At 71.9% G+C, this 21,607-nt stretch carries 15 protein-coding genes and 3 pseudogenes; 14 read left to right on the top strand and 4 right to left on the bottom strand.

The window, feature by feature from the left end; translation table 11 throughout:
* Positions 1-308: 308 nt before the first annotated feature.
* From CLV40_RS24470 to CLV40_RS24485, 4 genes are all read left to right on the top strand, one after another.
* Positions 309-1,256, top strand: coding sequence for an acyl-CoA desaturase (locus CLV40_RS24470; RefSeq protein WP_104481337.1), 948 nt, complete (start codon positions 309-311; stop codon positions 1,254-1,256).
* Positions 1,257-1,534: 278 nt separating this feature from the next.
* Positions 1,535-2,200 carry a fasciclin domain-containing protein gene (locus CLV40_RS24475; RefSeq protein ID WP_104481338.1) on the top strand — a complete coding sequence of 222 codons (666 nt, stop codon included), beginning with the start codon at positions 1,535-1,537 and terminating at the stop codon, positions 2,198-2,200.
* A gap of 238 nt (positions 2,201-2,438) precedes the next feature.
* Positions 2,439-2,801 (top strand): hypothetical protein, encoded by a 363-nt coding sequence (locus tag CLV40_RS24480; RefSeq protein ID WP_146108222.1) that lies wholly within the window; start codon positions 2,439-2,441, stop codon positions 2,799-2,801.
* Positions 2,802-2,965: 164 nt separating this feature from the next.
* Positions 2,966-3,379, top strand: a complete 414-nt coding sequence (locus CLV40_RS24485; RefSeq protein WP_104481340.1) for a hypothetical protein — start codon at positions 2,966-2,968, stop codon at positions 3,377-3,379.
* 371 nt (positions 3,380-3,750) lie between these two features.
* Here CLV40_RS24485 and CLV40_RS39775 read toward each other — a convergent pair.
* Positions 3,751-3,831 (bottom strand): annotated as a pseudogene (locus tag CLV40_RS39775) (AsnC family protein); the annotation flags it as partial.
* A 118-nt stretch (positions 3,832-3,949) separates the two neighbouring features.
* Between CLV40_RS39775 and CLV40_RS24495 the strand changes: the two are divergent.
* The 5 genes and pseudogenes from CLV40_RS24495 to CLV40_RS39780 all read left to right on the top strand — a co-directional run.
* Positions 3,950-4,870, top strand: a pseudogene (locus tag CLV40_RS24495) (M20 metallopeptidase family protein); the annotation flags it as partial.
* Positions 4,871-4,911: 41 nt separating this feature from the next.
* Positions 4,912-5,250: a hypothetical protein gene (locus CLV40_RS37425; protein WP_146108223.1), complete on the top strand. Its 339-nt coding sequence runs from the start codon at positions 4,912-4,914 to the stop codon at positions 5,248-5,250.
* Complete coding sequence (locus CLV40_RS24500; RefSeq protein ID WP_104481342.1) at positions 5,174-6,058, top strand: GerMN domain-containing protein; 885 nt, start codon at positions 5,174-5,176, stop codon at positions 6,056-6,058. The genes CLV40_RS37425 and CLV40_RS24500 overlap by 77 nt, the downstream gene beginning before the upstream one ends.
* 75 nt (positions 6,059-6,133) lie before the next feature.
* Positions 6,134-6,751, top strand: coding sequence for a PadR family transcriptional regulator (locus tag CLV40_RS24505; protein WP_181043710.1), 618 nt, complete (start codon positions 6,134-6,136; stop codon positions 6,749-6,751).
* 85 nt (positions 6,752-6,836) lie between these two features.
* Positions 6,837-7,439 (top strand): VC0807 family protein, encoded by a 603-nt coding sequence (locus CLV40_RS39780; protein ID WP_104481344.1) that lies wholly within the window; start codon positions 6,837-6,839, stop codon positions 7,437-7,439.
* Positions 7,440-7,600: 161 nt separating this feature from the next.
* Here CLV40_RS39780 and CLV40_RS40880 read toward each other — a convergent pair.
* Positions 7,601-7,783, bottom strand: a pseudogene (locus CLV40_RS40880) (DUF1772 domain-containing protein); the annotation flags it as partial.
* Here CLV40_RS40880 and CLV40_RS37430 point away from each other — a divergent pair.
* Complete coding sequence (locus CLV40_RS37430) at positions 7,713-8,261, top strand: hypothetical protein (protein ID WP_146108224.1); 549 nt, start codon at positions 7,713-7,715, stop codon at positions 8,259-8,261. The pseudogene CLV40_RS40880 and the gene CLV40_RS37430 overlap by 71 nt on opposite strands.
* 282 nt (positions 8,262-8,543) lie before the next feature.
* Here the strand turns inward: CLV40_RS37430 and CLV40_RS24515 are convergent, their stop codons facing one another.
* Positions 8,544-9,461: a S66 peptidase family protein gene (locus CLV40_RS24515; RefSeq protein ID WP_104481345.1), complete on the bottom strand. Its 918-nt coding sequence runs from the start codon at positions 9,459-9,461 to the stop codon at positions 8,544-8,546.
* Complete coding sequence (locus CLV40_RS24520) at positions 9,458-11,368, bottom strand: S9 family peptidase (RefSeq protein ID WP_104481346.1); 1,911 nt, start codon at positions 11,366-11,368, stop codon at positions 9,458-9,460. Before CLV40_RS24520 ends, CLV40_RS24515 begins: the two co-directional genes overlap by 4 nt.
* Before the next feature lie 112 nt (positions 11,369-11,480).
* Here CLV40_RS24520 and CLV40_RS24525 point away from each other — a divergent pair, with 112 nt between their 5' ends.
* The 4 genes from CLV40_RS24525 (at position 11,481) to CLV40_RS24540 (ending at position 21,574) form a co-directional block, all read left to right on the top strand.
* Positions 11,481-12,047, top strand: a complete 567-nt coding sequence (locus CLV40_RS24525; RefSeq protein ID WP_104481347.1) for a DUF3090 domain-containing protein — start codon at positions 11,481-11,483, stop codon at positions 12,045-12,047.
* A 6-nt stretch (positions 12,048-12,053) separates the two neighbouring features.
* Positions 12,054-12,851, top strand: coding sequence for an SCO1664 family protein (locus CLV40_RS24530; RefSeq protein ID WP_104481348.1), 798 nt, complete (start codon positions 12,054-12,056; stop codon positions 12,849-12,851).
* Between the two features lie 97 nt (positions 12,852-12,948).
* On the top strand, positions 12,949-13,800 hold the full coding sequence (locus tag CLV40_RS24535) for a WXG100 family type VII secretion target (protein WP_146108225.1): 852 nt from the start codon (positions 12,949-12,951) through the stop codon (positions 13,798-13,800).
* A gap of 2,536 nt (positions 13,801-16,336) precedes the next feature.
* The gene (locus tag CLV40_RS24540) at positions 16,337-21,574 is read left to right on the top strand and encodes a nucleotidyl transferase AbiEii/AbiGii toxin family protein (protein ID WP_245931544.1); all 5,238 of its coding nucleotides are present in this window, start codon (positions 16,337-16,339) and stop codon (positions 21,572-21,574) included.
* Positions 21,575-21,607 lie beyond the last annotated feature (33 nt).

Here is a 21,607-nt window from a genome sequence, read left to right on the forward strand (position 1 = left end):
ACCAATCGGCCCTGCCCCCCGAAGTCGCGGTCGCCCACCTGCGCAAACTCCTCGACCGCGACACCCGCGACCGCCTGTGCGCACGGGCCGCCGTCGCCCGCCTGACGCCCGCTTCATGTCCACTGAGGACGAAGGTGGCCGTTCGGCGTACGATTTGGCGGTCGCGTACAGTCGGTGCGGTATGTGAAAACACACAGGCCGGGTGGAGCCGGCAGTGCTCCCCCTTCGCGTCGCAGCCCTGTGTGGATCCTCGCCCAGGCGCGCGACAGATGACCGCGCCCCGGTCATCACCGACACCTTGAGGTGGCATGACCACGAACAGCCCCGTCGTCGACAGACCGCGCCCGCAGGCCAAACCGCTGCTCTCCCACCAGGCGGGACGGGTGGAACTGATCACCATCCGGGCCTTCCTGATCATCCCGTTCCTCGCGCTGGTCGCGGTGGTGCCCGCGGCGTGGGGGTGGGGGATCGGCTGGGCCGAGATCGGCGTCGGCGCGGCGTTCTACGTGGTCTCCGGCCTCGGTGTCACGATCGGCTACCACCGCTACTTCACGCACGGCGCGTTCAAGGCGAACCGGGCGCTGCGGATCGCGCTGGCCGTCGCGGGCGGGCTGGCCGCGCAGGGGTCGGTCATCACCTGGGTGGCCGACCACCGGCGCCACCACGCGTTCTCCGACCGCGAGGGCGACCCGCACTCGCCGTGGCTGTTCGGCACCTCGGCCGCCGCGCTGGCCAAGGGCTTCTGGCACGCGCACATGGGGTGGCTCTTCGGCAGCGACCGCACCAACGTCGCCCGGTTCGCCCCCGACCTGGCCGACGACCCGGACATCCGCGCGGTCGACCGGATGTTCCCGCTGCTGGTCACGCTCAGTGTCGGACTGCCCGCGGTGCTCGTCGGGCTCATCACCTGGTCGTGGTGGGGCCTGCTCACCGGTTTCCTGTGGTCCGGGCTGGCCAGGGTCGCGTTCCTGCACCACGTCACGTGGTCGGTGAACTCCGTGTGCCACATGGTCGGCGACCGCCCGTTCACCAGCCGTGACCGCTCGGCCAACTTCTGGCCCCTGGCGATCCTGTCCTTCGGCGAGTCCTGGCACAACCTGCACCACGCCGACCCCACCTCCGCCCGCCACGGCGTCAAGCGCGGGCAGATCGACATCTCGGCCCGGGTGATCTGGGCCTTCGAGAAGCTCGGCTGGGCGCGGGACGCCCGCTGGTCCAGCCCGGAGCGCCTGGAACGGCTGGCCGCGAAGGCCTGAGGCGGGCCCACCTCCCCGGGCCTGGGGACAACGTCGAGCGGGCCGTGGCACTGGCACGGCCCGCTTGTTTTGTGCCCGGAGTTCGGCGTGGAAACCGCGACGCGCGGCCGCACCGAGGTACCGGACCGACCCCGCCGCGCGGTTCCCGTCATCCGTTCGCGGGAACGACCAATCCGCTCCAGAAGTGCCGTCGAATGACCTGCGAGGCCCCGGTGGCGCCGCCGCGGCCCTCGATTCGCTGTCCGTTTGCGACTGATTCACACTGGAGTGGAAGCACCATGCAGAAAAGGATTCGCGCCGCGCTCGTCATCCTCGGCACCGGCGCCATCGCGCTGACGGCGACCGCCTGCGGGAGCGGTGACACCGGCGCCTCCGGCTCGAACCCGGGCATGACCACGACCACGGCCGCCGCCGCGCCGATGACCACCACCTCGGCCATGGCCGAACCGGCGTCCGACCTGGTCGGCCCGGGCTGCGCGGACTACGCGAAGGCCGTGCCCAGCGGCGCGGGCTCGGTCTCGGGCATGGCCGCCGACCCGGTGGCGGTCGCGGCGAGCAACAACCCGCTGCTGACCACGCTGGTCTCCGCCGTCTCGGGCAAGCTCAACCCCAAGGTGAACCTCGTCGACACGCTCAACAGCAGCCAGTTCACCGTCTTCGCCCCCGTCGACGCGGCGTTCAAGAAGATCGACGCGGCGACCATCGAGAAGCTCAAGACCGACGACGCGCTGCTCACCAAGATCCTGACCTACCACGTGGTCGCGGGCCAGAAGTCGCCCACCGCCATCGTCGGTTCGCAGACCACGGTGGAGAAGGGCACGGTCAACGTCACCGGCTCCGGCGACAACCTGAAGGTCAACGACGCCAACGTGATCTGCGGCGGTGTCAAGACCGCGAACGCCACGGTGTACCTGATCGACTCGGTGCTCATGCCCACGAGCTGAGCCCGGGTCACACCGGGCCGCGCCCACGGGGTTCCGCTCCGTTCACCGCGGGTGCGGCCCGGCTCGTGATCTTGGCGACCGCGCGACCGTCCGATCGGTCGCGCGGTCGTAGACTCGCGCCACCAGTGGAACCCCCGCATCGGGAGGCAGGGTGAGCGGCCCCCGTCGCGAAGTGCCGGACTGGGTCGCGCTGGTGCTCATCGGGGTCTAGCTCGCGTCGGCGATGGGGTTGCTCGGTATGTACGCGGACAACCCGAGTCGTCTCGAATACTCGGTTTTCGCCTGGGTGTTCGTTGGGAGCCTGCCGTTCAACCTGGTGGCGCTCGCCTCGGTCCGCCACGCGAGGAGCATGGCCATCGCGTGGCATCCGTTCGCCGTAGCGCTCTTCGTGGCGTTCGTCGTGTGGCACGCGGCCGGGACCGGCGCGCTGGCGGGATGGTGGCTTCCGCGCTGGGGGATCGCGTTCATGATCGCCTCCAGCCTGCCCGCCTCGATCGCCTACCAGGCGGCGATGACGGCCTTGTGCGCGCTTGTGATCGTCGGCGACCGGCACCGGGCGCACAGCGCGACCAGGGTGCGCCGGTCCGAGCCCGCCGGGTGAGATGCCCCCGAGTGGATCGTCCACAGGGGACCCCGCTGGTTGCTCTGTTCGGGTGACGGCGCCCCTATCCCCGGGGCGGGCCGGTAGGCGGGTGGGAGCATCGCCCCCATGGGGGCGATCTTGAACGACGTACCGGTGCCGCACGACCACGCCGGGGCCGCGTCGTGACCACGTGGACCGGGTACGGCTGGGTCGCCGTGCCGCTGGCGCTGGTCGGGATCCTCGTCGGCGGTGGTGTCGGAGCCGCCTTCGGACACGGGACGCTGATCGAGGTGCTCGTCGGCGCGGCGGCGGGGGTTCTCGTCGCGGGCGTCGCCGCCTACCTGCTGGGGCGCGGGGTGAACCGGGCGGGCTCACCCGCGGAGCGGTACTGGCGAAATGACCACCGCATGTGCGGCGTGCCCGTGCAGTTCGCGGGTTGCGGGTACGCCGTCATCGGGAACACGACCGTCGCCCAGGAGCTCGGCCGCGCCAGGGGCGCCTGGCTCGGGTGGCTGGAGTTGCTGGTCGTGACCGCGCTCATCGTGCTGGGCACGGTCTGGTGGGGCCGGAGCCAACGGACCTCGCCGGCCACCTGACCGCTCACGCCGCCGGGGCCCACGGGTCGATCGGGACGGCGCCGGTGATGCGGCCGGTCTCGTCGATCAGGCACCCCATCCGCTCGACGGACCGCAGCGTCACCGCGCGGTCGGTGAGGGTCACGTGGGGGAGCTTGGCGGCCAGCTCGGCCTCCAAGCGGCGCGGAGCAGCTCGCGGTGGTGCGGTTCCCAATCCGCGCGAGTCCCCGCACCGCGTCGTCGCGACAGGCGGGTTCGATGTCCAACTCGATGAACGCGTTGCAGTGGTCCTTGGCCCAGGTGGTCACCGTGGGGTAGGCGGTGATCCGCGCCAGACCCGCGTCGTGCAGCGCCTGCCGGCGCCGGGCCGCGGTGGCGGGCGCGATGCCGAGCCGCTTCCCCAGCTCGTGCCAGGTGGCCCGGGGCGCGGCTTGCAGCGCGTGGACGATTTCGAGGTCGACCTCGTCGAACATGGCGGAATCCGGCACGGAGCGTCCATCCGGTGATTGATCAGATCGAGATCACGGCACAGCGCGGCAGCGGTCGGGATGCTTCGGCAAGCCCCCTGCCACCACGCCAAGGGAGTTCGAAGTGTCCGTCCTCGACGACGCCGCCACCGCGCGCGACGACCTCATCCGCCTGCGCCGCGACCTGCACGTCGACCCGGAGATCGGCCTCGACCTGCCGCGCACCCGGGCGAGGGTCCTCGCCGCGCTCGACGGCCTGCCGCTGGAGATCACCCCCGGCACGGGCCTGACCTCGGTCACCGCCGTGCTGCGCGGAGTCGCGCCGGGCCCGGTCGTCCTGCTGCGCGGCGACATGGACGCGCTGCCGATCCAGGAGCGCACCGGCCTCGACCACGCGTCCCGCGTTCCCGGCGTGATGCACGCCTGCGGCCACGACCTGCACACCGCGGCGCTGGTCGGCGCCGCCCGGCTGCTCTGCGCGCACCGCGCCCGGCTGCGCGGGGACGTGGTCCTGATGTTCCAGCCGGGGGAGGAGGGCTGCGACGGCGCCGCCGCGATGATCGCCGAGGGCGTCCTCGACGCCGCGGGCCGCCGAGCCGAGGCCGCCTACGCGCTGCACGTGTTCGCCTCGGGCGTGCCGCACGGGGTGTTCAGCGCGCGGGCCGGCACCACGATGGCCGCGTCCGACGGCCTGCGCGTCACGGTCCACGGCGCGGGCGGGCACGGCTCGCGACCGCACCGAGCCAAGGACCCGGTGTCGGTGGCCTGCGAGATCGTCACCGCCCTGCACGTGCTCATCACGCGCCGGGTCGACATCTTCGACCCGGCGGTGCTCACCGTGGGCACGTTCCAGGCAGGCACCCGCCGCAACATCATCCCGGACAGCGCGTGGTTCGAGGCCACCGTCCGCACGTTCTCCGCGCAGACCAAGGACATCCTCAAGCCCGCGCTGCTCGCCGCCGCCACCTCGATCGCGGGGGCGCACGGCCTGCACGCCGAGGCCGAGTACGTCGAGGGCTACCCGATGACCGTCAACGACGCCGCCGCCGTCCTCGCCGAGCTGGCCCTGCGCAGAGGGAGCCGGGGATGACCCTCACGGTTGTCGCCGCCATCGCCGTCGTGCCCACCACGGGTCTGCTCGCGTGGGCGCTGTGGTTGCTGTTCAACGCGGTCGTCGCCCGCAGGCACGGGCCCGACGCGCTCAACGCCACGCCGCCGATCGCCCGCGCGTTCCGCGACACGCGTGGCGTCCCAGGGCCTTCCGACGACGAACCGTGCACCTTTCGGCACTGCCGCTGGGGTGTGCTGCGGTTCGACCATCGGATGCAGGCGAGAAGGAGCGCAGACCATGCCGAACCTCCCGTGCACCTCGACCGTCGAGCACGACCTGCCGCCGACCAACAGCCCCGTGGCCGTGTTGGTTGACGTCCGCACCGGTGCCCACCCCGACGAGGGGTTCGACCGCGTGGTGTTCGACTTCCGCGACAACACCTCCGCGCCCGGGTTCTCCGTCGGCTACGTGCCGGAGGTGATCGAGGACCCGAAGGGCACGCCGCTGCCGATGGTGCCAGGGCTGAAGCTGCTGGTGTCGCTGCGGTGGGCCGCCGCGCACGAGGGTGGGGCGTCGACGATCCCCGCCGGTGACCGCGACCTCCGGCCCGGGTTGGCGAGGGTCCGGCAGGTCAAGCTGGCTGGGGACTTCGAGGGACACGTCAGCTTCGGTATCGCGGTCGGCGGCTCGACCGACCCGGTGCCGTTCCGGGCCTTCGCCCTCGACGGCGCGCGGGTGGTCGTCGACATCGCCCAGGAGGGCCGGAATCCTTGGTACTGCGGCGAAGTCTTCTTCTGCGACGACCACAAGGTGGACGACAACACCGACCCGCCGGTCACCGCGGTGGAGCGCAGGTTGGACAAGCCCGCCGTCGCGAACGCCGCGCTGCGGGCGTTGTTCGACGGCCCAGGGGAGTCCGAACGCGCTAGGCGTCTGCGGTTCGTCAGCAGCCACGTCACGGGCTTCGCCGATCTCCGCGTCGACATCGACCGCGTCGCGCACGTGCGGCTGCTCGGCCCGATCAGCTCCGACGGCTCCGCGGTGATCACCGTCGCGGGGCAGATCACGCCCACGCTCAAGCAGTTCCCGACCGTCGACTGGGTCAAGATCTACGACGAGCAGGGCCGCACCCAGCACCCCACCGGCGCCCGCGACTCCATCCCCGAGCAGCTCGAACCCTGACCGCCGCCGCACCGTGCGGCGATCCGCTATAGTGCAAAGTGCTTGATGCGTGACGCACTAGTTGGCGGGGGTGGGATGGCCAGGGAACGGCTCGGCGACCGGGACGTCGTGGCGTTGGCGGTGCTGGCGCTGCTGGCGGAACAGCCACGACACCCCTACGAGATGCAGCGGCTGATCAAGGAGCGCCGCAAGGACTTCGTCACCGGCCTGCCGCGCAGCCTGTACCACGCCGTCGACCGGCTCCTGCGGGCCGGTAACGTGGAGCAGGCCGAGACGACCAAGGACGAGGGCAGGCCCGAGCGGACCACGTACCGGATCACCGACAGCGGCCGCGAACGCCTCGAACTCCGGCTGCTCGACCTGCTCTCCACACCGCGCACCGAACGACCGGTGTTCACCGCCGCGGTCTCCTTCCTCGCCCACCTGCCCGTCGAGTCCGCGCTGCGCGCGCTCCAGTCGCGCGTCGTGGCGCTACGCGGCCGGATCGCCGACGTCGACACGCAGATCGCGCTCGTTCGTCCGCACCTGGACCGGTTGGCGCTGCTGGAACTCGAACACGCGCGGGCGCTGGACAACGCCGAGGCGGACTGGCTCGACTCGGTGGTGGCCGATCTCCGTGCCTGCTCGCTGACCTGGCCGTCCGAATCGGACAACGTCACGCCGTTGACACGAAAGGTATCCCGCTCGAACTAGACATCAACCTGGGGGATAAATGTCTATATCGGACAACGGAGAACTCCGTCATTCCGTCGAAACGCGTCCCGCGACCGGCCGCGCCATGCTGCCACTCCTGCTGATCGACGTCGTCCTGCCCGCGGGCGTCTACCTGGCCCTGCACCTGTTGGGCGTGTCCGACCTCATCGCCATCGCCGCGGCGGGCTCCACGTCCCTGCTCCGCGTGCTCTTCACCGCGATCCACACCAAGCGCCTGGACGGCCTCGCGGCCTTCATCCTGCTCCTGTTCGCCGCGGCCGTGATCGCCGCACTGCTGGTCGGCGACCCGCGCGTGGCGATCGCCAAGGATTCCGCCTTCACCGCCGCCTTCGCGGTGGGTTGCTACTGTTCACTGCTGTTCGGCCGCCCGGTGGCGTACCACCTGGCCCGCCGCTTCCTCGGCAAACCGTCCCTTTGGGACGCGGCTTGGCGGCGGAATCCGGTGCTGCGGAGGAAAGCGCGCACAATGACCGCGGTCTGCGCGACCTTGTTCCTCGTTGACGCGATCGCGCGCATACCGGTGGTGTATTCGATGGGCCTGTCGACGAGTGAAGCCGAGGTTGCCTCCCGGTTCATCGCCCTGGGTTTGGCGGTCGCGCTCGCCGTCGTCGGCCGCACCCAGGGCCGCGGCCTGCGCAAGGAGATCAGACCGCTCGAGGGGCCCTGATCCGGGCACGCGCGGCCACCGCCGCCACCAAGCACACCACCGCGAGCGTCGACAGGATCGTCCGCACGATGTTCCAGGCCACCCACGGTCCCTCGTACTGCGCGCGCACCGCGGCCGGGTCCGCGTACGCCCGCGGCGGCCAGCCACTCGTTGAGCGGCACGCTGACCGCCATCGTCAGCGCGAAGGCGGCGGCGTAGAGGACGAGCGCCGCGACCGCCCACACCAGCACCCGCCGCACCGGTCGGCGGGTGTGCAGTGCCAAGGCCACGGCGGTGAGCACCAGCGCCCCGAAGAAACTCGGCGCGAAGGCAACGTTGCGGACGACGGCGTTGATGCCGCGCATCGAGGCGACAAAGGCGCGGTCGTCGAGCCTCTACGCCTGGTTCGGCAACCGCACCGGTCTGCTCGCCGACCTGATCCGCCGCCAAGCCGACACCGTCACCGCGGCCGTGACCACCGCCCTCGCGACCCCCGCCCCGTTCCGCGACCAACTGATCACCATCGCCGAGAACCTGCTGGGCCTGCTGGTGAGCCCCCCGTCCCCGGCAATCAACCGAGCCGCGATGGCCGCCCCCGAACTCGCAGAATTGGTACTCCAACACGGCCGACACACAACGGGCCCTCTGGTCGAGTCCTACCTGGCCGCCAACGGCATCCCGAACCCCGGACGCCTTCCGACTCCTCTACGGCCTGGTGATCCAAGACCACCAAATCCGCGCCCTACTAGGCGAAACACCCCCGTCCGACCCCAGAGCGGAAGCAAGAGTCGCAGTCGACCGCTTCCTCACCCTGACCGCCGCGAATACCCCACGTGGCGCTGACCGCCAGCCTCCACCCGGAGCCTGGCGCGAACCGCTCCTGCCGCTATCACCTCCGGTCCACGACGGACACGGTGATGCCGTCGACTGAGGTCCACCGGACCCGCGCAGCCAACCAGCGATCCCCGAGCCGAGGCACGTGTGGTCAAGGCAGGTTTACGTGGGAAACCGTGCCGGAACGGATACACGAAGAGTCGCGTTGTCCGTGCTGCGCGGGTTTTCGGGAGCTTGGGTTTCACCTGGGCCGCGCGGTTTCCGGTGGGATCGCGCGGCCCACGGGCGGTGCTAGGAGAGCACCGGTTCCGTCATGATCAGCGTGCCGTCGTCGGCGTCGAGGGTGGCGTCGGCGCCCAGGGGGATCGTGAGTTGGCCCGGGCAGTGGCCGAAGCCTAGTTCCCAGACCATCGGGATGCCGAGCCCCCCGAGCAGGTCCTCCGTCACCCCGTAGATCTCCGACAGGTCCCCGCACCCCGACCACGACCCCAGCGCGATCCCCGACACCCCGGTGAACCAGCCCGCCCGCAGCAGCTGCGTCAGCATCCGGTCCACCCGGTACGGCGACTCCCCAACGTCCTCGAGCAGCAGGATCGCCCCGTCCGGCGGCGGGTAGAAGTCCGCGGCGCCCAGGGTTGTGGAGATCAGGGAGAGGTTGCCGCCCACCGTGCGGCCTCGGGCCAGGCCGTGGCCCGCCGTCGCGGTTTTGGGGCCGATGAGGCGTTTCACGCTCTCCGGGTAGAACAGGGTGTCCTGGAGGTGGCGTTGGGCCTCCTCGTCGAACAGGGTGCCCGCCATCATCGGGCCGAACAGGGTCACCAGGTCCAGGCGCTCGCCGAGGGCGGCGTGCAGGACGGTCGTGTCGCTGGAGCCGACGAACACCTTGGGACCCGCCGCGGCCAGCTCGTCCCAGTCCAGCAGGTCGACCAGGCGCTGGGAGCCGTAGCCGCCCCGCGCGCACAGGACCGCCTCGACCTCGGGGTCGGTCCACGCCTTCTGGAAGTCCGCGGCCCGGGTGGTGTCGGCGCCCGCCAGGTACGGCAGCTTCGGGTGGCGGTCGAGGACGTGGTCGCCGACCTTCACCACCAGGTCCCACGACTGGAGCACCGCGACGCCCCGGGCCAGCTGGTCCGGGTCCACCGGCCCGGCCGGGGCGACCAGCGCCACCGTCGAGCCCGGGCGCAGGCGGGCGGGGTGGGTGCGGTTCATCGGTGCAGCTCCAGGGTCGGGGCGTCGGTGTCGAAGCCGAAGACCTGACCGTAGAACGACAGCTCCGCCTCGTGGGCCGTGACGATGGTCTCCGCGCGCCGGAAGCCGTGGCTCTCGCCCTCGAACGTCAGGTACGCGTGCGGCACACCGGTGCCGTCGAGCGCCGCGACGAACCGGTTGGCCTGCGCGGGCGGGCACACCGGGTCGTCCAGGCCCTGTAGCAGCAGTACCGGACCGGCGAGGGTGTCGACGTGGTTGATCGGCGAGAGCGCCAGGTACCGCTCGCGGTGCTCCGGCAGGCTCCCGACCAGGCCCTCGACGTAGCGGGACTCGAAGTCGTGGCTGTCGACGCCGCCCTCGGCCCACGGGGACAGGTCCAGGATCGGGAAGCTGATCGCGGCGCACGCGAACACGTCCACCGTGGTGATCGCCGCCGCCGCGGTCCACCCGCCCGCGCTCCCGCCCCGGATCGCCAACCGGCGCGGGTCCGCGGTGCCCTCGGCGACCAGGGCCCGGGCGACGGTGGCGCAGTCGCGGACGTCGGCGACGCCCCAGGCGCCGTTGAGCAACTCGCGGAACGCGCGCCCGTAGCCGGTGGACCCGGCGTAGTCGACCTCGACGACCCCGATGCCGCGGCTGGTGAAGTACGCGATGTCCAGGTTGCGCGCGGGGGTGACCCGCGAGGTCGGGCCGCTGTGCGGGTACACCACGTACGGCGGCAGCTCCCCGTCCGGCGCCGCGAAGTCCGGGTTGGTCGGCGGGTACGCGTACGCGGGCACCCGGTACCCGTCCGGGCTGTCGAACGACCGCGCCACCGGCTCGGGCAGGTACTCGGCGTACGCCGACTCCTCGGCCCCGGCCAGGTCGACCAGCTCCCCTGTGGACAGGTCCAGCCGCACCGGCCGCCACCCCTCGCGCGGTCCACCGGCCGCGCCGACCACCACGCCGTCGGGGGTCGCGTCGAAGTGCGTCCACAGCGGCAGGTCGGTCTCCACGTCGGTGACCGTGCCGCTGCGCTCGTCGAGCACCGCCAGCCGGTCGTCGCGCAGCACCGCGTACCGGCCCCGGCCCAGCGGCGCGAACCACCGGTAGCCCAGCTGCCACAGCGGGCCGCCCAGCTCGTACTCGCCGGGCGCCAGCGTCGCCGCGGCACCGTCCACACCGATACGACGCAGGTTCCACCAGCCGTCCGGGTCGGTCAGCACCAGCAGGGCGTCCGCCGACTCCCACTCCACCTGGCACACCGACTCACGCGGCCCACCCGCCACCACCCGGTGCGCGCCCAGCGTCCCGTCGGCGGTGACCGCGGCCACGCACAGCTCGGTGCCGTCCCACGGCATCGCCGGGTGCTCCCAGCCCAGCCACGCCACGTGACGGCCGTCGGGGCTCGGCTTCGGGCCGGACATGAAGTGGTGGGTGCGGCCCAGCACCCGCGGCTCGCCGCCGTCGAGGGGCACGGCGACCAGTTCGCGGAAGTTGTCGTGGTCCTCCCGCACGCACCACACCTCGGTGCCGTCCGGGCCCGCCACCAGGTCGGTGTACCGCAGCCCCTGGGGCTCATTCGGCTCCGGGGTGATCGGTCGGGGCTCGGCGCCGTCGAGGTCGGTGAGGTAGAGCCGCTGGTCGACCCAGTGGGTGAACACGACGCGGCCGGACATGACCAGGTACGGCAGACCGCCGTACTCGTGCACCCGGTTGCGGACGTTCCACGGCGCCGGGGTCAGCTCGCGGACCCGCGCGCCGTCGTGGCGCACCAGGGTCACGCGGCCCCCGTCGGCGGGTCGGTCCTCGACCCAGAACGTGTCCGGACCGTGCGCGCGCACCCAGCGCGGCCTGCTGTCGGCGCGGGCCACGTCGGCGGCGCCGAGCGGGGAAACCCACGTACCGTATGGAGCGATCTTCACCACAGGCAGGACCCTACCGAGTCCCGTCCGATCGCCCGATACGGTTTAGGTGTGCGGCGACACCGGCGGGTACGGCCTGCCCGTCCCGACGATGTCCCATAAGGTCGGAGGTGCCATGGCCCGTGTCATCCACGTCTTCCGTCAGCCCGACCGCTTCATAGCCGGAACGGTCGGGCAGCCCGGCGACCGCACGTTCTACCTGCAGGCCGTCGAGAGCGCCCGCACGGTCAGCGTGACCATCGAGAAGCAGCAGGTCGCGGTGCTCGCCGAGCGCATCGGGTCGCTGCTGGAGGAGGTCCACCGCCGCTTCGGCGCCGAGGTCGACGACCGGGTCGAGGACGACGACGTCGACGCCGAGCCGCTCCAGGTGCCGGTCGAGGAGGAGTTCCGGGTGGGCACCATGGGCCTGGGCTGGGACGCCGAGACCCGCGCGGTGGTCATCGAGCTGCTCGCCGCCACCGAGGGCGAGGTCGACGAGTCGGTGGTGCTCGACGACACCGAGGACGGCCCGGACGCGGTGCGGGTGTTCCTGTCCCCGACCGAGGCCCGCGCCTTCGCCGAGCGCGCCGACCGGGTGGTCAACGCGGGCCGCAAGCCGTGCCCGCTGTGCGGGGAACCACTGGACCCGGAGGGGCACGTGTGCCCGCGGCAGAACGGGTACCGCCGCAGCGAAGAGGACTGACCCGCCGTGCTGCCCACCGACCCCGACGCCGGGGAGTTCCTGCGCCACGGCACCCTGGACATCGAGGGCAGGCTGGTCGACGCGTCCAACGCGACCCTGTTCTGCGCCATCGAGGCCGAGGGCGTCGAGGCCAAGTGCGTGTACAAGCCGATCCGCGGCGAGCGCCCGCTGTGGGACTTCCCCGACGGCACGCTGGCGGGCCGCGAGGTGGCCGCGTACCTGGTGTCGCGGGCGGCCGGGCTGGCGGTCATCCCGCCGACGGTGCTGCGCCAGGGCCCCTTCGGGCCGGGGATGGCGCAGCTGTGGGTGGACACCAAGGAGGGCGACGACCTGGTCGACGTCCTGGCACCGGACGAGCTGCCCCAGGGCTGGCGCCCGGTGCTGCGCGCCCTGGACCGCTACGGCGACCCGGCCGTCCTGGCCCACTCGAACGCCGCCCCGGTCGCGCTGATGGCCGCCCTCGACGTCGTGCTGAACAACGCCGACCGCAAGGGCGGGCACGTCCTGCACGGCACCGACGGCGGCGTCTACGGCGTCGACCACGGCATCTGCCTGCACCAGGAGCCGAAGCTGCGCACGGTGCTGTGGGGCTGGGCGGGGGAGGCGCTGCCGGACGAGGCGGTCGACGCCCTGCACACCCTGTCGGCCGCGTTACGCGGGGACGACCTGCCCGAGGAACTGGCCCCGCACATCACCCTGACCGAGATCGCCGCCCTGCGCTCCCGCACCCAGGCCCTGCTCGCCGCCCCGGTCTTCCCCGAACCCGACGAGGACGGCCGCCCCATCCCGTGGCCCGCGTTCTGACGCGGCGAACCCGGCCATTCCGGACCCGCGCCCGGTGCCGGTGTGCAAGGCTCTGGCCGATGGCCGTTCAGGGGGAACGGCAGTGGGGGAGCAGAGCGTGACCGAGTGGTACGAGGGCGCGGGCGCCGTGGAGAGCGTCGCCGGGTTCGTCGACACGTTGACCGGTGAGTCCGAGGGTGAGGGCGTCGACGTCATCGACGCCGCCATCGGGGGCGCCGGGATGGTCGTCGACGTGGTCGGCTCGGCCGCCGACCCCCTCAGCTCGGTCATCTCGGCCGGTGTCGGCTGGCTGTTGGAGCACATCAGCTTCCTCCGCGAGCCCCTCGACGCCCTGCTCGGCAACCCGGACGAGATCAACGCGAACACCGACCAGCTCAAGTCCGCCGCCCTTGAGATGAAGATGGTCGCCCAAGAACACCGGGACGACGTTCAGGCGATGGGCGGCTCCTGGTCCGGCGAGTCGAACGAGGCGTTCCGGGCGTCGCAGGAACAGATGGCGGCGCAGTACGAGGCGCTCGGCAAGACGATGGACGGCACGGCCGCGATCTACGCGTTGTCCGGCGCGCTGGTCTGCGAGCTGCGCGCCATGGTCTTCGACTGGATCTCCGACCTGATCGGCGACCTGGTCACAGGCGCGATCATCGCCGCCGCGTCGGCCACGGTGACCCTCGGCAGCTCGGTCGCCACCTATGCGGGTTATGCCATGGGCAAGGCGATCAGGCTGTCCACCAAGATCGCCGGGCGGCTGAAGAAGCTGCTTGAGGCGATGGAGCGATTCGGCAAAAGGATCGGCGAGCTGTCGAAGAAGATGTCCGGCCTGATGAAGGGCCTGGAGAAGTTCTCCGACTACGGCGACTACGCCAAGACCGCCTACGACGCGGTCAAGCCGTACGAGATGCCGCAGACCCAACCGCAGACCCCTGGCGTCAACCCCGGCTTGGCCCACTGACCGACAGATGCGCAGGCACGGCGATTCCCCCGGTGGCAGCCACGGGGGAACCACCCACCACGGCGGGTCGAGCACACCCACCCCGGGCGGCTCCGTCGGTCCCGGGTCCGGAGTCGGATCCGGGACGGGCATGGACCCCGATGGCATGGACGCCATCGGCAACCGCATCTCCGGTCGCGGCGGCCAACTCCGCGACGGCGTCGGCGGCAAGCTCAACATCGGCGCCTCGTCGCAGAGCGCGGGGGTGTTCGGCCAAGTCGCCATGTTCAAGGCGGATGAGGCGATCAAGACCGCCCGCGAGGGCGTCCAGCGGGCGGCGGAATCAGCGGAGACCAGCGGGCGGAAGGTCAAGGACACCGCGCAGGCGGCCCGCGACACCGACCGGTCGAACGCGTCCAACCTCGGCCGCTCCGGCGACGGCCTGGGCAAGACCGCGCCCCGCGCGTCCTCCGACTCAAGCGTCGCACCACGGACGGCGAACGCCCCGGGCGCGGCAAGACCAAGCGGCGCACCGGCGGTGTCGGGCGGCACCGACACCGCCCCTCGTGGCCCGGCGGGCACTCCGGGCGCTCCCCGCCAGGTCAACAACCCCACCGCGACGGGCACGCCGCAACAGACCCCCACCGGCCCGACCAACCGACCGACCTCCGCACCCCGCGTGCCAGGCACTGCGGAGCAGGCCGGCCCGCCGGCCGCGTCTCGCACCCCCGGCGGGGGCCCGGCGACCGCGCAAGCAGGCGCCTCTGCCGGTGCACGCCCTCCGGACCTGTCCGGCCGCACACCCGGAACCCAGCCATCCGGCGGCCCACCCATGGGCACGGCTGGTTCACGCCCTCCCACCACACAAGCGGGCACCCCAACCGGTGCACGCCCACCCGGCGCTCAACCGGCCGGCGGGCCTGCTTCGCGTCCCTCGACCGCCGCCGGCGCTCCGGCAGGCTCGCGCGGTGCCCAGCCGACCGCAGGCCCGTCAACGGGCACCCCGGGCTCGCGTCCTTCCACTGCCCAGGCGGGCAACCCCGCGGGATCGCGTCCGCCGGGCGCTCCGGGAGGCGGCACACCAGCAGGCAACCCGGCCTCCCGTCCGTCGGCGGCTGCCGGCGCCCAGGCCGGCTCGCGTGCGCACGGCGCCCAGCCGACCGGCGGCCTGTCGGCAGGTACTCCCGGCACGCGCCCTCTCAGTGCGCAGGCAGGTGCCCCGGCCGGCTCGCGTCCACCGGGCACGCCAGCAGGTACTCCGGCCTCCCGTCCGTCGACGGCGGCCGGTGCCCCGGTTTCACCCGCACCCGCGACCCAATCGACCGGCGGCCCGCTCACAAGTGCTCCCGGCACTCGTCCCCCCACTGCCCAGGCGGGCGCACCGGCAGGCTCGCGTCCATCAGTCACCCAGTCGACTGGTGGCCCGTCCACGGGCACCCCAGGCTCACGTCCGCATGGTGCCCAGCAGGCAGCTGGTCCGCCCTCGGGTGCCACCGCTTCCCGCTCCTCGTCTGCGGCAGGCACCCCAAGCAGTCCGACAGGTGCACAGCCGACCAATGGGCCGACTACGGGCACCCCTGCCTCTCGGCCCGCGACCGGGGCAGGCGCTCCCGGCGGCTCGCGTCCGCCTGGCATCCAGCCCACTGGCGGCCCGTCGGCGGGCACCCCGGGTTCCCTCCCCCCGCCCGGCTCCCGTCCGCTTGGTGCTCAGCCACCCGGTGGTCCCGCTCGTCCGCCGACCGCCGCCGGCGGGCTGCCGGGTGGTTCCCGTCCGACCGGCGCGGATCCCGGCCCGTCGACGAACCCGCCCCGGCCCGCCATCGGCCAGCCGGGTGCCCATCAGCCTGGCGCTCAGGCCGGCCCGGCCAACCGCATCGCCGACGCGCTGTCCGGTGGGGCACCACGTCAGGGAGGAGTGCAGGCCGGTCCGCACGCGCCGGCGGGCTTCCGGCCGAACGCTCCCGGTGGGCACCCCGGCTTCCCGGGCGGCGCCACCCCGGATGGCACGCGGACCTCGCCGGGCCGTGTTCCGGGGACGTTGCCCGGTGATCCCGCTGCCGGGCCCGGTCGGCCGCCGAACGTGCCCCGACAGCACCCGGGAGCGCCCGCCGCCTACTCCGGTCACCCGGGAAACCCACCCCAGGGCGTTCGCCCACCCGGCCAGACGCCTCCCCACGGCGGGTTCCCGCCGGGAGGTAGGCCGCCCGCGCCCCAGGGCAACCCGCACGGCGGACCCACACGCCCCGGCGGCTTCGCCCCGCCGCCGAACCGCCCTTTCCACCAGGCGCCGCCACCCGGCCACCGACCGCCACTTCAGCACGGACCGCAGGCACCCCACCCGGGTCGGCCGGGTGTCCCGCCGGGGCAGCACCGGGGCAACGGCGGATGGCAGGGCAACCCGCCGCCCGGGCCTGGCGCGCCGCCGCGGCGGCCCGGGCCGCCCGAGAACGCGTGGTCGACCCGGCCGGAGACACAGCCGTCCGGGCCCGCGTTCACCCCCGACCAGCTCCGCGAGTACGGCATCGACCGCGGCGACTCGGACCGCCCGCCCGTGGCGATGCACGGCGTCGACCCGACGAAGTACGGCGTGGCCAAGGTGATCGTCCGCAAGATCATCGACTGGTTGCACCGCGATCACACGCTGTACCGCGGCGACGCCCGGTCCCCGGAGGAGCTCGCGGCGGCCAGCGGTTTCCTCCCGCCGTACACGAACCGCCCGGAGTGGGCCTCGAAGTACCCGAACGGTGTCACCCCGGACATCGCCCAGCACGCCGACGGCCAGACCAACGCCTTCGTCTCCACCTCGACCGACCGCAAGACCGCCGAGGACTTCGCGCTCGGCCGGTACCTCTACGAGATCACCGCACCGGGCGGTATCTACTCCGACGCAACCCTGTACCCGAGCACCGGCAAGAAGGACCGCGGCGAGTCGGAGGTCCTCTTCCCCGGCGGCATCGACTGGAAGTACGTCAAGGGCTGGTACAAGATGACGTACGACCCGGGCGACAGGAAGTTCGTGCGCGGCCCGTTCGTACCCAACCCGGACTACCTGTACCGCGACCGGAACACGTCCACAACGGACACCTCGACCGCCACCCAGTCGCCCCCGAAGCCGAACCCCCGGATCGACGGGCCGCACGCGCCCCCGCAACTCCACGACGGCCCCGACCGGAACTACGGGCCGAACACCCCGCCCCGCCAGGAAAGCCGCCCGATCCGCGAGGGTTCGCTCGGCGACCGCATCGGTCACCTGGCCGACCCGACCCTGGAATCCCTGCGCCCGCACCTGCGGTCGACCCCGGGTGGCATGTCCGCGTTCGCCCCGGGCGCCGCCTCGCCGTTCGTCAACGAGAAGTCGGCCCACAACAACGACGTCTACACGGCGGGACGGGTCCAGGGGATCCCCGGCCAGTTCCTCGTCGACATGCACGGCTCCGCCGACGCGATGCGGGTCGGCAACACCCCGTTGTCACCGCGGCAGGTGGCCGACCTCATCCGCGCCAACCCGGACTACGACGGCGGCCCGGTCACCGTCCTCGGCTGCGGCACCGGCAGCACCCGCGACGGGTTCGCCGCCCAGCTGTCCCGGGAACTCGGCACCAAGGTCACCGCACCGACCGGCGACTCCTGGGTCGACCACACCGGCAACATGTTCGCCTCCAGCCGCGAACACGGCGCCGACCCCAGCAAGCCCGCCAAGCCCACCTGGCCCCCCAACGGCGAGTGGCACACCTTCTCCCCGGACGGCGACCAGACTGTCCACAAGGGACCGTACCCGCCCGGCCACACCCCGAGCTGGGGTACGAACACCCCCACCCGAGCGCCACAGCAAGCCGCCCACCGCGGCGAAGACACGACCCAGGACCACCGCCCCCGCCCCGAGCGGCGGCACGTCCCACCGGTCCCGGACTCGGGTTTCCACGGCCACGGCGTCCCCGAGGCGAGCAACGCCCACGCCCAACGACTGGCCGACCAGGGCCGCGCCGCCGTCGAGCGGATCGCCGGGGGATTCGACCACACCCGCGTCGAACGGCTCGCGGACGGCTCCCACCGCGTCACGGATCCCCACGGCTCCTACACCGTCGACGTCCGCTCCGCCCCACTTCCGGAGCGGATGGTGGCCCGCACCACCGCCGACCACGAGGGCGGCAGGCACCTCGTCGAGCTATCTAGGAACATGGACAGCAGGCACGTCGACCGCGCGGTCGCCAACGAACTCGGCACCATCGCCTACGAACGCAAACTCCACGCGAACGGCGAAACACCCCCCGCCCACGACGCGCTGCGCCCGGGCACCCCCGAACCCGGCACCCGCCCCTCCAGCCGGGACGCGGGCCGCGCCCAGGAACTGCGGGTCCTGGCAGAGCAGTACAGCAAGCTGACCCCGGCCGACGCCATCAGCCTCGCCCGCGTCCGCCGGGAGGGCTTGGCCCTGGTCGACCACCTCGGCCTGCGCGACGACACCGCGGGCGCCCCGGAGCGGCGCGGCCTGGTCGACCAGCTGCTCACCGAGTCCGGCAGGTCGGACGTCCGCGCCTTCCTCGCCGACGTCGGACGCCCCGAACACGACCTACCACCCGGCGACCGCCACCACGACAGCCCCAACAGCGAGCGGTCGGATACGGAACAACGGGCAGAGGCCGACCTGTCCAATCCGCCAGCAGATGCGGCTCCGGGGATCGAGCGTTTTACGGCCGACCTCAAACGAAATGCTGAAATCGAAGCGGCACAACGAGGGACCACGCCCAAAGACGAGATCCAGCAGTTCATCATCGGGCGCGCGCTCGCTCGGTTCTTCGCGGACAACCCCGATGGCTGGGTGCTCAAGGGTGGGCAAGCGCTGCGTGCCCGCTATCCGGGCAGTAGATCGAGCACCGACCTCGACTTCACGAGGACCACGACGGCGGACCCGGAGAGCATGGTCCGCGACTACGAGCGCGCTCTGGCGCGTGATCTCGGTGACCACCTGACGTTCGTCCGAGGTGCGACGAAGTCGCTGCTCAACGGCACCGGCGTCCGCCTTTCCCACACCGTCTACCTCGGCGTCGACCCGATGATGGACCTCAGTGTCGACCTCGCCCCACCGCGGCCGAGGCCTGATCCGTCCGGTGCCGGGCCGGTGTGGCGCGAACCGGATGTGGTCCCGTTCCCGGACCGCGCTCTTTCGACCGGCGCCGAGGGAGCGACACCGAACCTGCGGGTCATCTCGTTGGAGGAGACGCTGGCGCACAAGGTGTCCGGCATGTACACCCACGGCAGCCGAACGCTGGAAACCAAATGCGATGAGTGCGTGCTGATCAGCAGGGACAAGTTCACGTGCAGGTCGGGTGCCCCGCCGATCCGGTCCCAGGACCTGGCCGACGTCCTCATGCTCGCCACGAACAGCCCGTGGGACGCCAGGGAGACCCACGCGGAACTGCGGCGGGAGTTCGCCTGGCGGATCGACCAGCAGGAAGCCCTGCAGGTGCCGAAGCGCTTCGAGGTGCCGAACCCGGACTGGGCCCGCAGCTTCGCGGAATACGCCAAGACCCTGCCCGCTCTTGCCCACAAGAGCCTGAAGGAAGCGGAGATGCTGGCCGGCAGGTTCCTCGACCCGCTGCTGTCGGACAACCCGCCGGACGCCCGCTGGGACCACCGGGAGTGGCGGTGGGTGGACAAGTCGGAACTCGACGGGCAGCAGTTCGACACACCGGACACCGAGCGCGGCGGCTCACCCGAGCAAGTCCAGGACTCGGGTGAGCAACCCCGCGTTCGGCAAGCCCAGCTGCTGGAACGCACCGGCGACGCGCCGCCCTCCGACGCCTTGGCAGATCCGGCGATGGTCGAGCGGTGGGACGCGCTGGCCGATCGACGCTCTCCGGACAGCTATGACGCGTTCGTGGACCGGCTCAAAGAGGGAGATCTCGGAACCTCGGAGAAGCTCAGGGCCGTACGCGACTTCATGGCCGAGGTGGGCGAGACCCCTTCGCCGGTGACGGGCTTGGACTCCAAGAACCTCCGGGTCTACACCCACCAGCGCGGCGAGCTGTACATCCACAGCGCGGCGTTGATGGCCGACCGGGGTACCACGCTGGAAATCGCCTACGAGTTCAACCGCACGATCGGCACCTACCGCTGGGAGGCGCACCAGTCACACGTCGCGCACCTGGGCCCGGTTCCGGACGGCATCGAGGCCAACGACGCCAACGCCGCGGCCTACTGGCGGCAGAGCAACGGCCTCCCACGCACCGATTCAAGCGCGGACACGGTGACGCGCGACCTCGTCGACATGCAGGCGCAACCGCTGCGCGACGCGATAAAGATGCGGCAACGGCTCATCGACGACCACGGCATCGATCCCAGCCGGATCCGATTGGTCCACGACGACGGCAAGGACAAGGGCGTTTACGGCGACAGCCGCTGGGTCCGCGCGCACCTGCTCACGCTCGACGCGATCCGGGACAACCCCGAGCAGGCGCGCCAAGACATGCTCGACGCGATGCGCGGGTCCGGCGAGCGGGGAGAACACCGCGAGCGCCGCGCGCAGGACGTTGTCGACCGCCTCGAAGCAGCCACACCGCCCCGCGACGGACAGGGCGAGCGGACGCGTCAGAAGTACGCACTGCTCTGGGTTCGGGACTCTCGTGACCAACCGGTCGGCAGCAGGCACGGCCCCCACTTGGACACCCGACCGGAGATGCTGCGCCAGACGATCGAGGCGCTTCGCGAGTCCCACCCGGACGTCCGACCGGTACTGCTCGGCGACGACGTGTTCGCCCGGCGCCCGGAACTGCTCGACCAGTGGCGGCGCGACGGCGTGCTCGACGGCGTGGACGCCGACACCCTGGTGGGTTACTGGGACGCGGACCGCAACGGGGGACAACCCCTCAGCCACGCCGAGCAGGCGTTGTTCTTCCACCGGCTGACCGAGCAGCACGACGTCGTGCAGATCGGCATGGAGAGCGGTGCGATGGAGTTGCCCGCCGTCCTCGGTACCCCGACGGTCTACCTGGAAGCCAAGGAGCACGACGGCAACAAGGGCAACCGCTGGGCCCTCTACTGGCAGGAATGGGCCTACGGGAGCCACGAAGCGGCCGTGGACTCACGCGGCGCGCAGCTCTACGACAGCTCCGGCAGGCCGATCATCACGAGGTTCGCGGAGACCGAAGCGCGTTCCGCCCCGCTGTCGTCGATCGAGCGCGTGCTCTACGGCCGGGATCTGGACGACCCGTCGAACAGGCGAGCGCAGCCTATCGCCGTCTACGAGTCCGCCAGGGTCGCCGTGACCGCGGACCGGATCGTCCGGTTGGTGGACAGCGGCGAGCTGGGGAGTTGGTCCCAACGGCTTGGTCGCACCGCCGGGCTCACCGGAGCGGAGTGGCAGACCTGGAGCGACCAGCAGTGGGCGGAGAGCGAGTTCTACGTCGACCAGCTGCACCGGTGGCTCAGCGCGGAGGCTGACACCTCCGAGGGGATGACACGCAAATGGGACGGTATCCGCCTCGCGCTCAATGGCGTTGTCGATCCGGGCTTCACTGCTGACCGACAGATAGAGAAGTCGGACATCTTGTTCGCCTACGCCGGTTTCCGCAACGACCAACCGCTACCCGCGGACCAAGCGGACCGGATCCGCCAGGCGTTCGCGGCCGCGCCCGAGGAACGGGCCGCAGCCGTCACCCAGGTGTTGACCGACCTGCTGTCGGATCCCGGATTCCGCAGACAGGCCGTGGACGACATGCGCGTCTTCGCCTTCGATCCGGCGGAGATCCAGAACCTGCGGGAAGCGATCGACCGGGTGGTTCGCCGTTCCGAGTAGAGACGACCGACACCGCGCCGGTGTGCGCGAGAC

This window comes from Actinokineospora auranticolor (genome assembly GCF_002934265.1).
Lineage (GTDB): Bacteria > Actinomycetota > Actinomycetes > Mycobacteriales > Pseudonocardiaceae > Actinokineospora > Actinokineospora auranticolor.

Bases quoted from the DNA above. Each gene is read 5' to 3' on its own strand.
- CLV40_RS24470 (WP_104481337.1), top strand. From the start codon at position 309: ATGACCACGAACAGCCCCGTCGTCGACAGACCGCGCCCGCAGGCCAAA.
- CLV40_RS24475 (WP_104481338.1), top strand. From the start codon at position 1,535: ATGCAGAAAAGGATTCGCGCCGCGCTCGTCATCCTCGGCACCGGCGCC.
- CLV40_RS24480 (WP_146108222.1), top strand. From the start codon at position 2,439: ATGTACGCGGACAACCCGAGTCGTCTCGAATACTCGGTTTTCGCCTGG.
- CLV40_RS37425 (WP_146108223.1), top strand. From the start codon at position 4,912: ATGACCCTCACGGTTGTCGCCGCCATCGCCGTCGTGCCCACCACGGGT.
- CLV40_RS24500 (WP_104481342.1), top strand. From the start codon at position 5,174: ATGCCGAACCTCCCGTGCACCTCGACCGTCGAGCACGACCTGCCGCCG.
- CLV40_RS24505 (WP_181043710.1), top strand. From the start codon at position 6,134: ATGGCCAGGGAACGGCTCGGCGACCGGGACGTCGTGGCGTTGGCGGTG.
- CLV40_RS39780 (WP_104481344.1), top strand. From the start codon at position 6,837: ATGCTGCCACTCCTGCTGATCGACGTCGTCCTGCCCGCGGGCGTCTAC.
- CLV40_RS24515 (WP_104481345.1), bottom strand. From the start codon at position 9,461: ATGAACCGCACCCACCCCGCCCGCCTGCGCCCGGGCTCGACGGTGGCG.
- CLV40_RS24525 (WP_104481347.1), top strand. From the start codon at position 11,481: ATGGCCCGTGTCATCCACGTCTTCCGTCAGCCCGACCGCTTCATAGCC.
- CLV40_RS24540 (WP_245931544.1), top strand. From the start codon at position 16,337: ATGCACGGCGTCGACCCGACGAAGTACGGCGTGGCCAAGGTGATCGTC.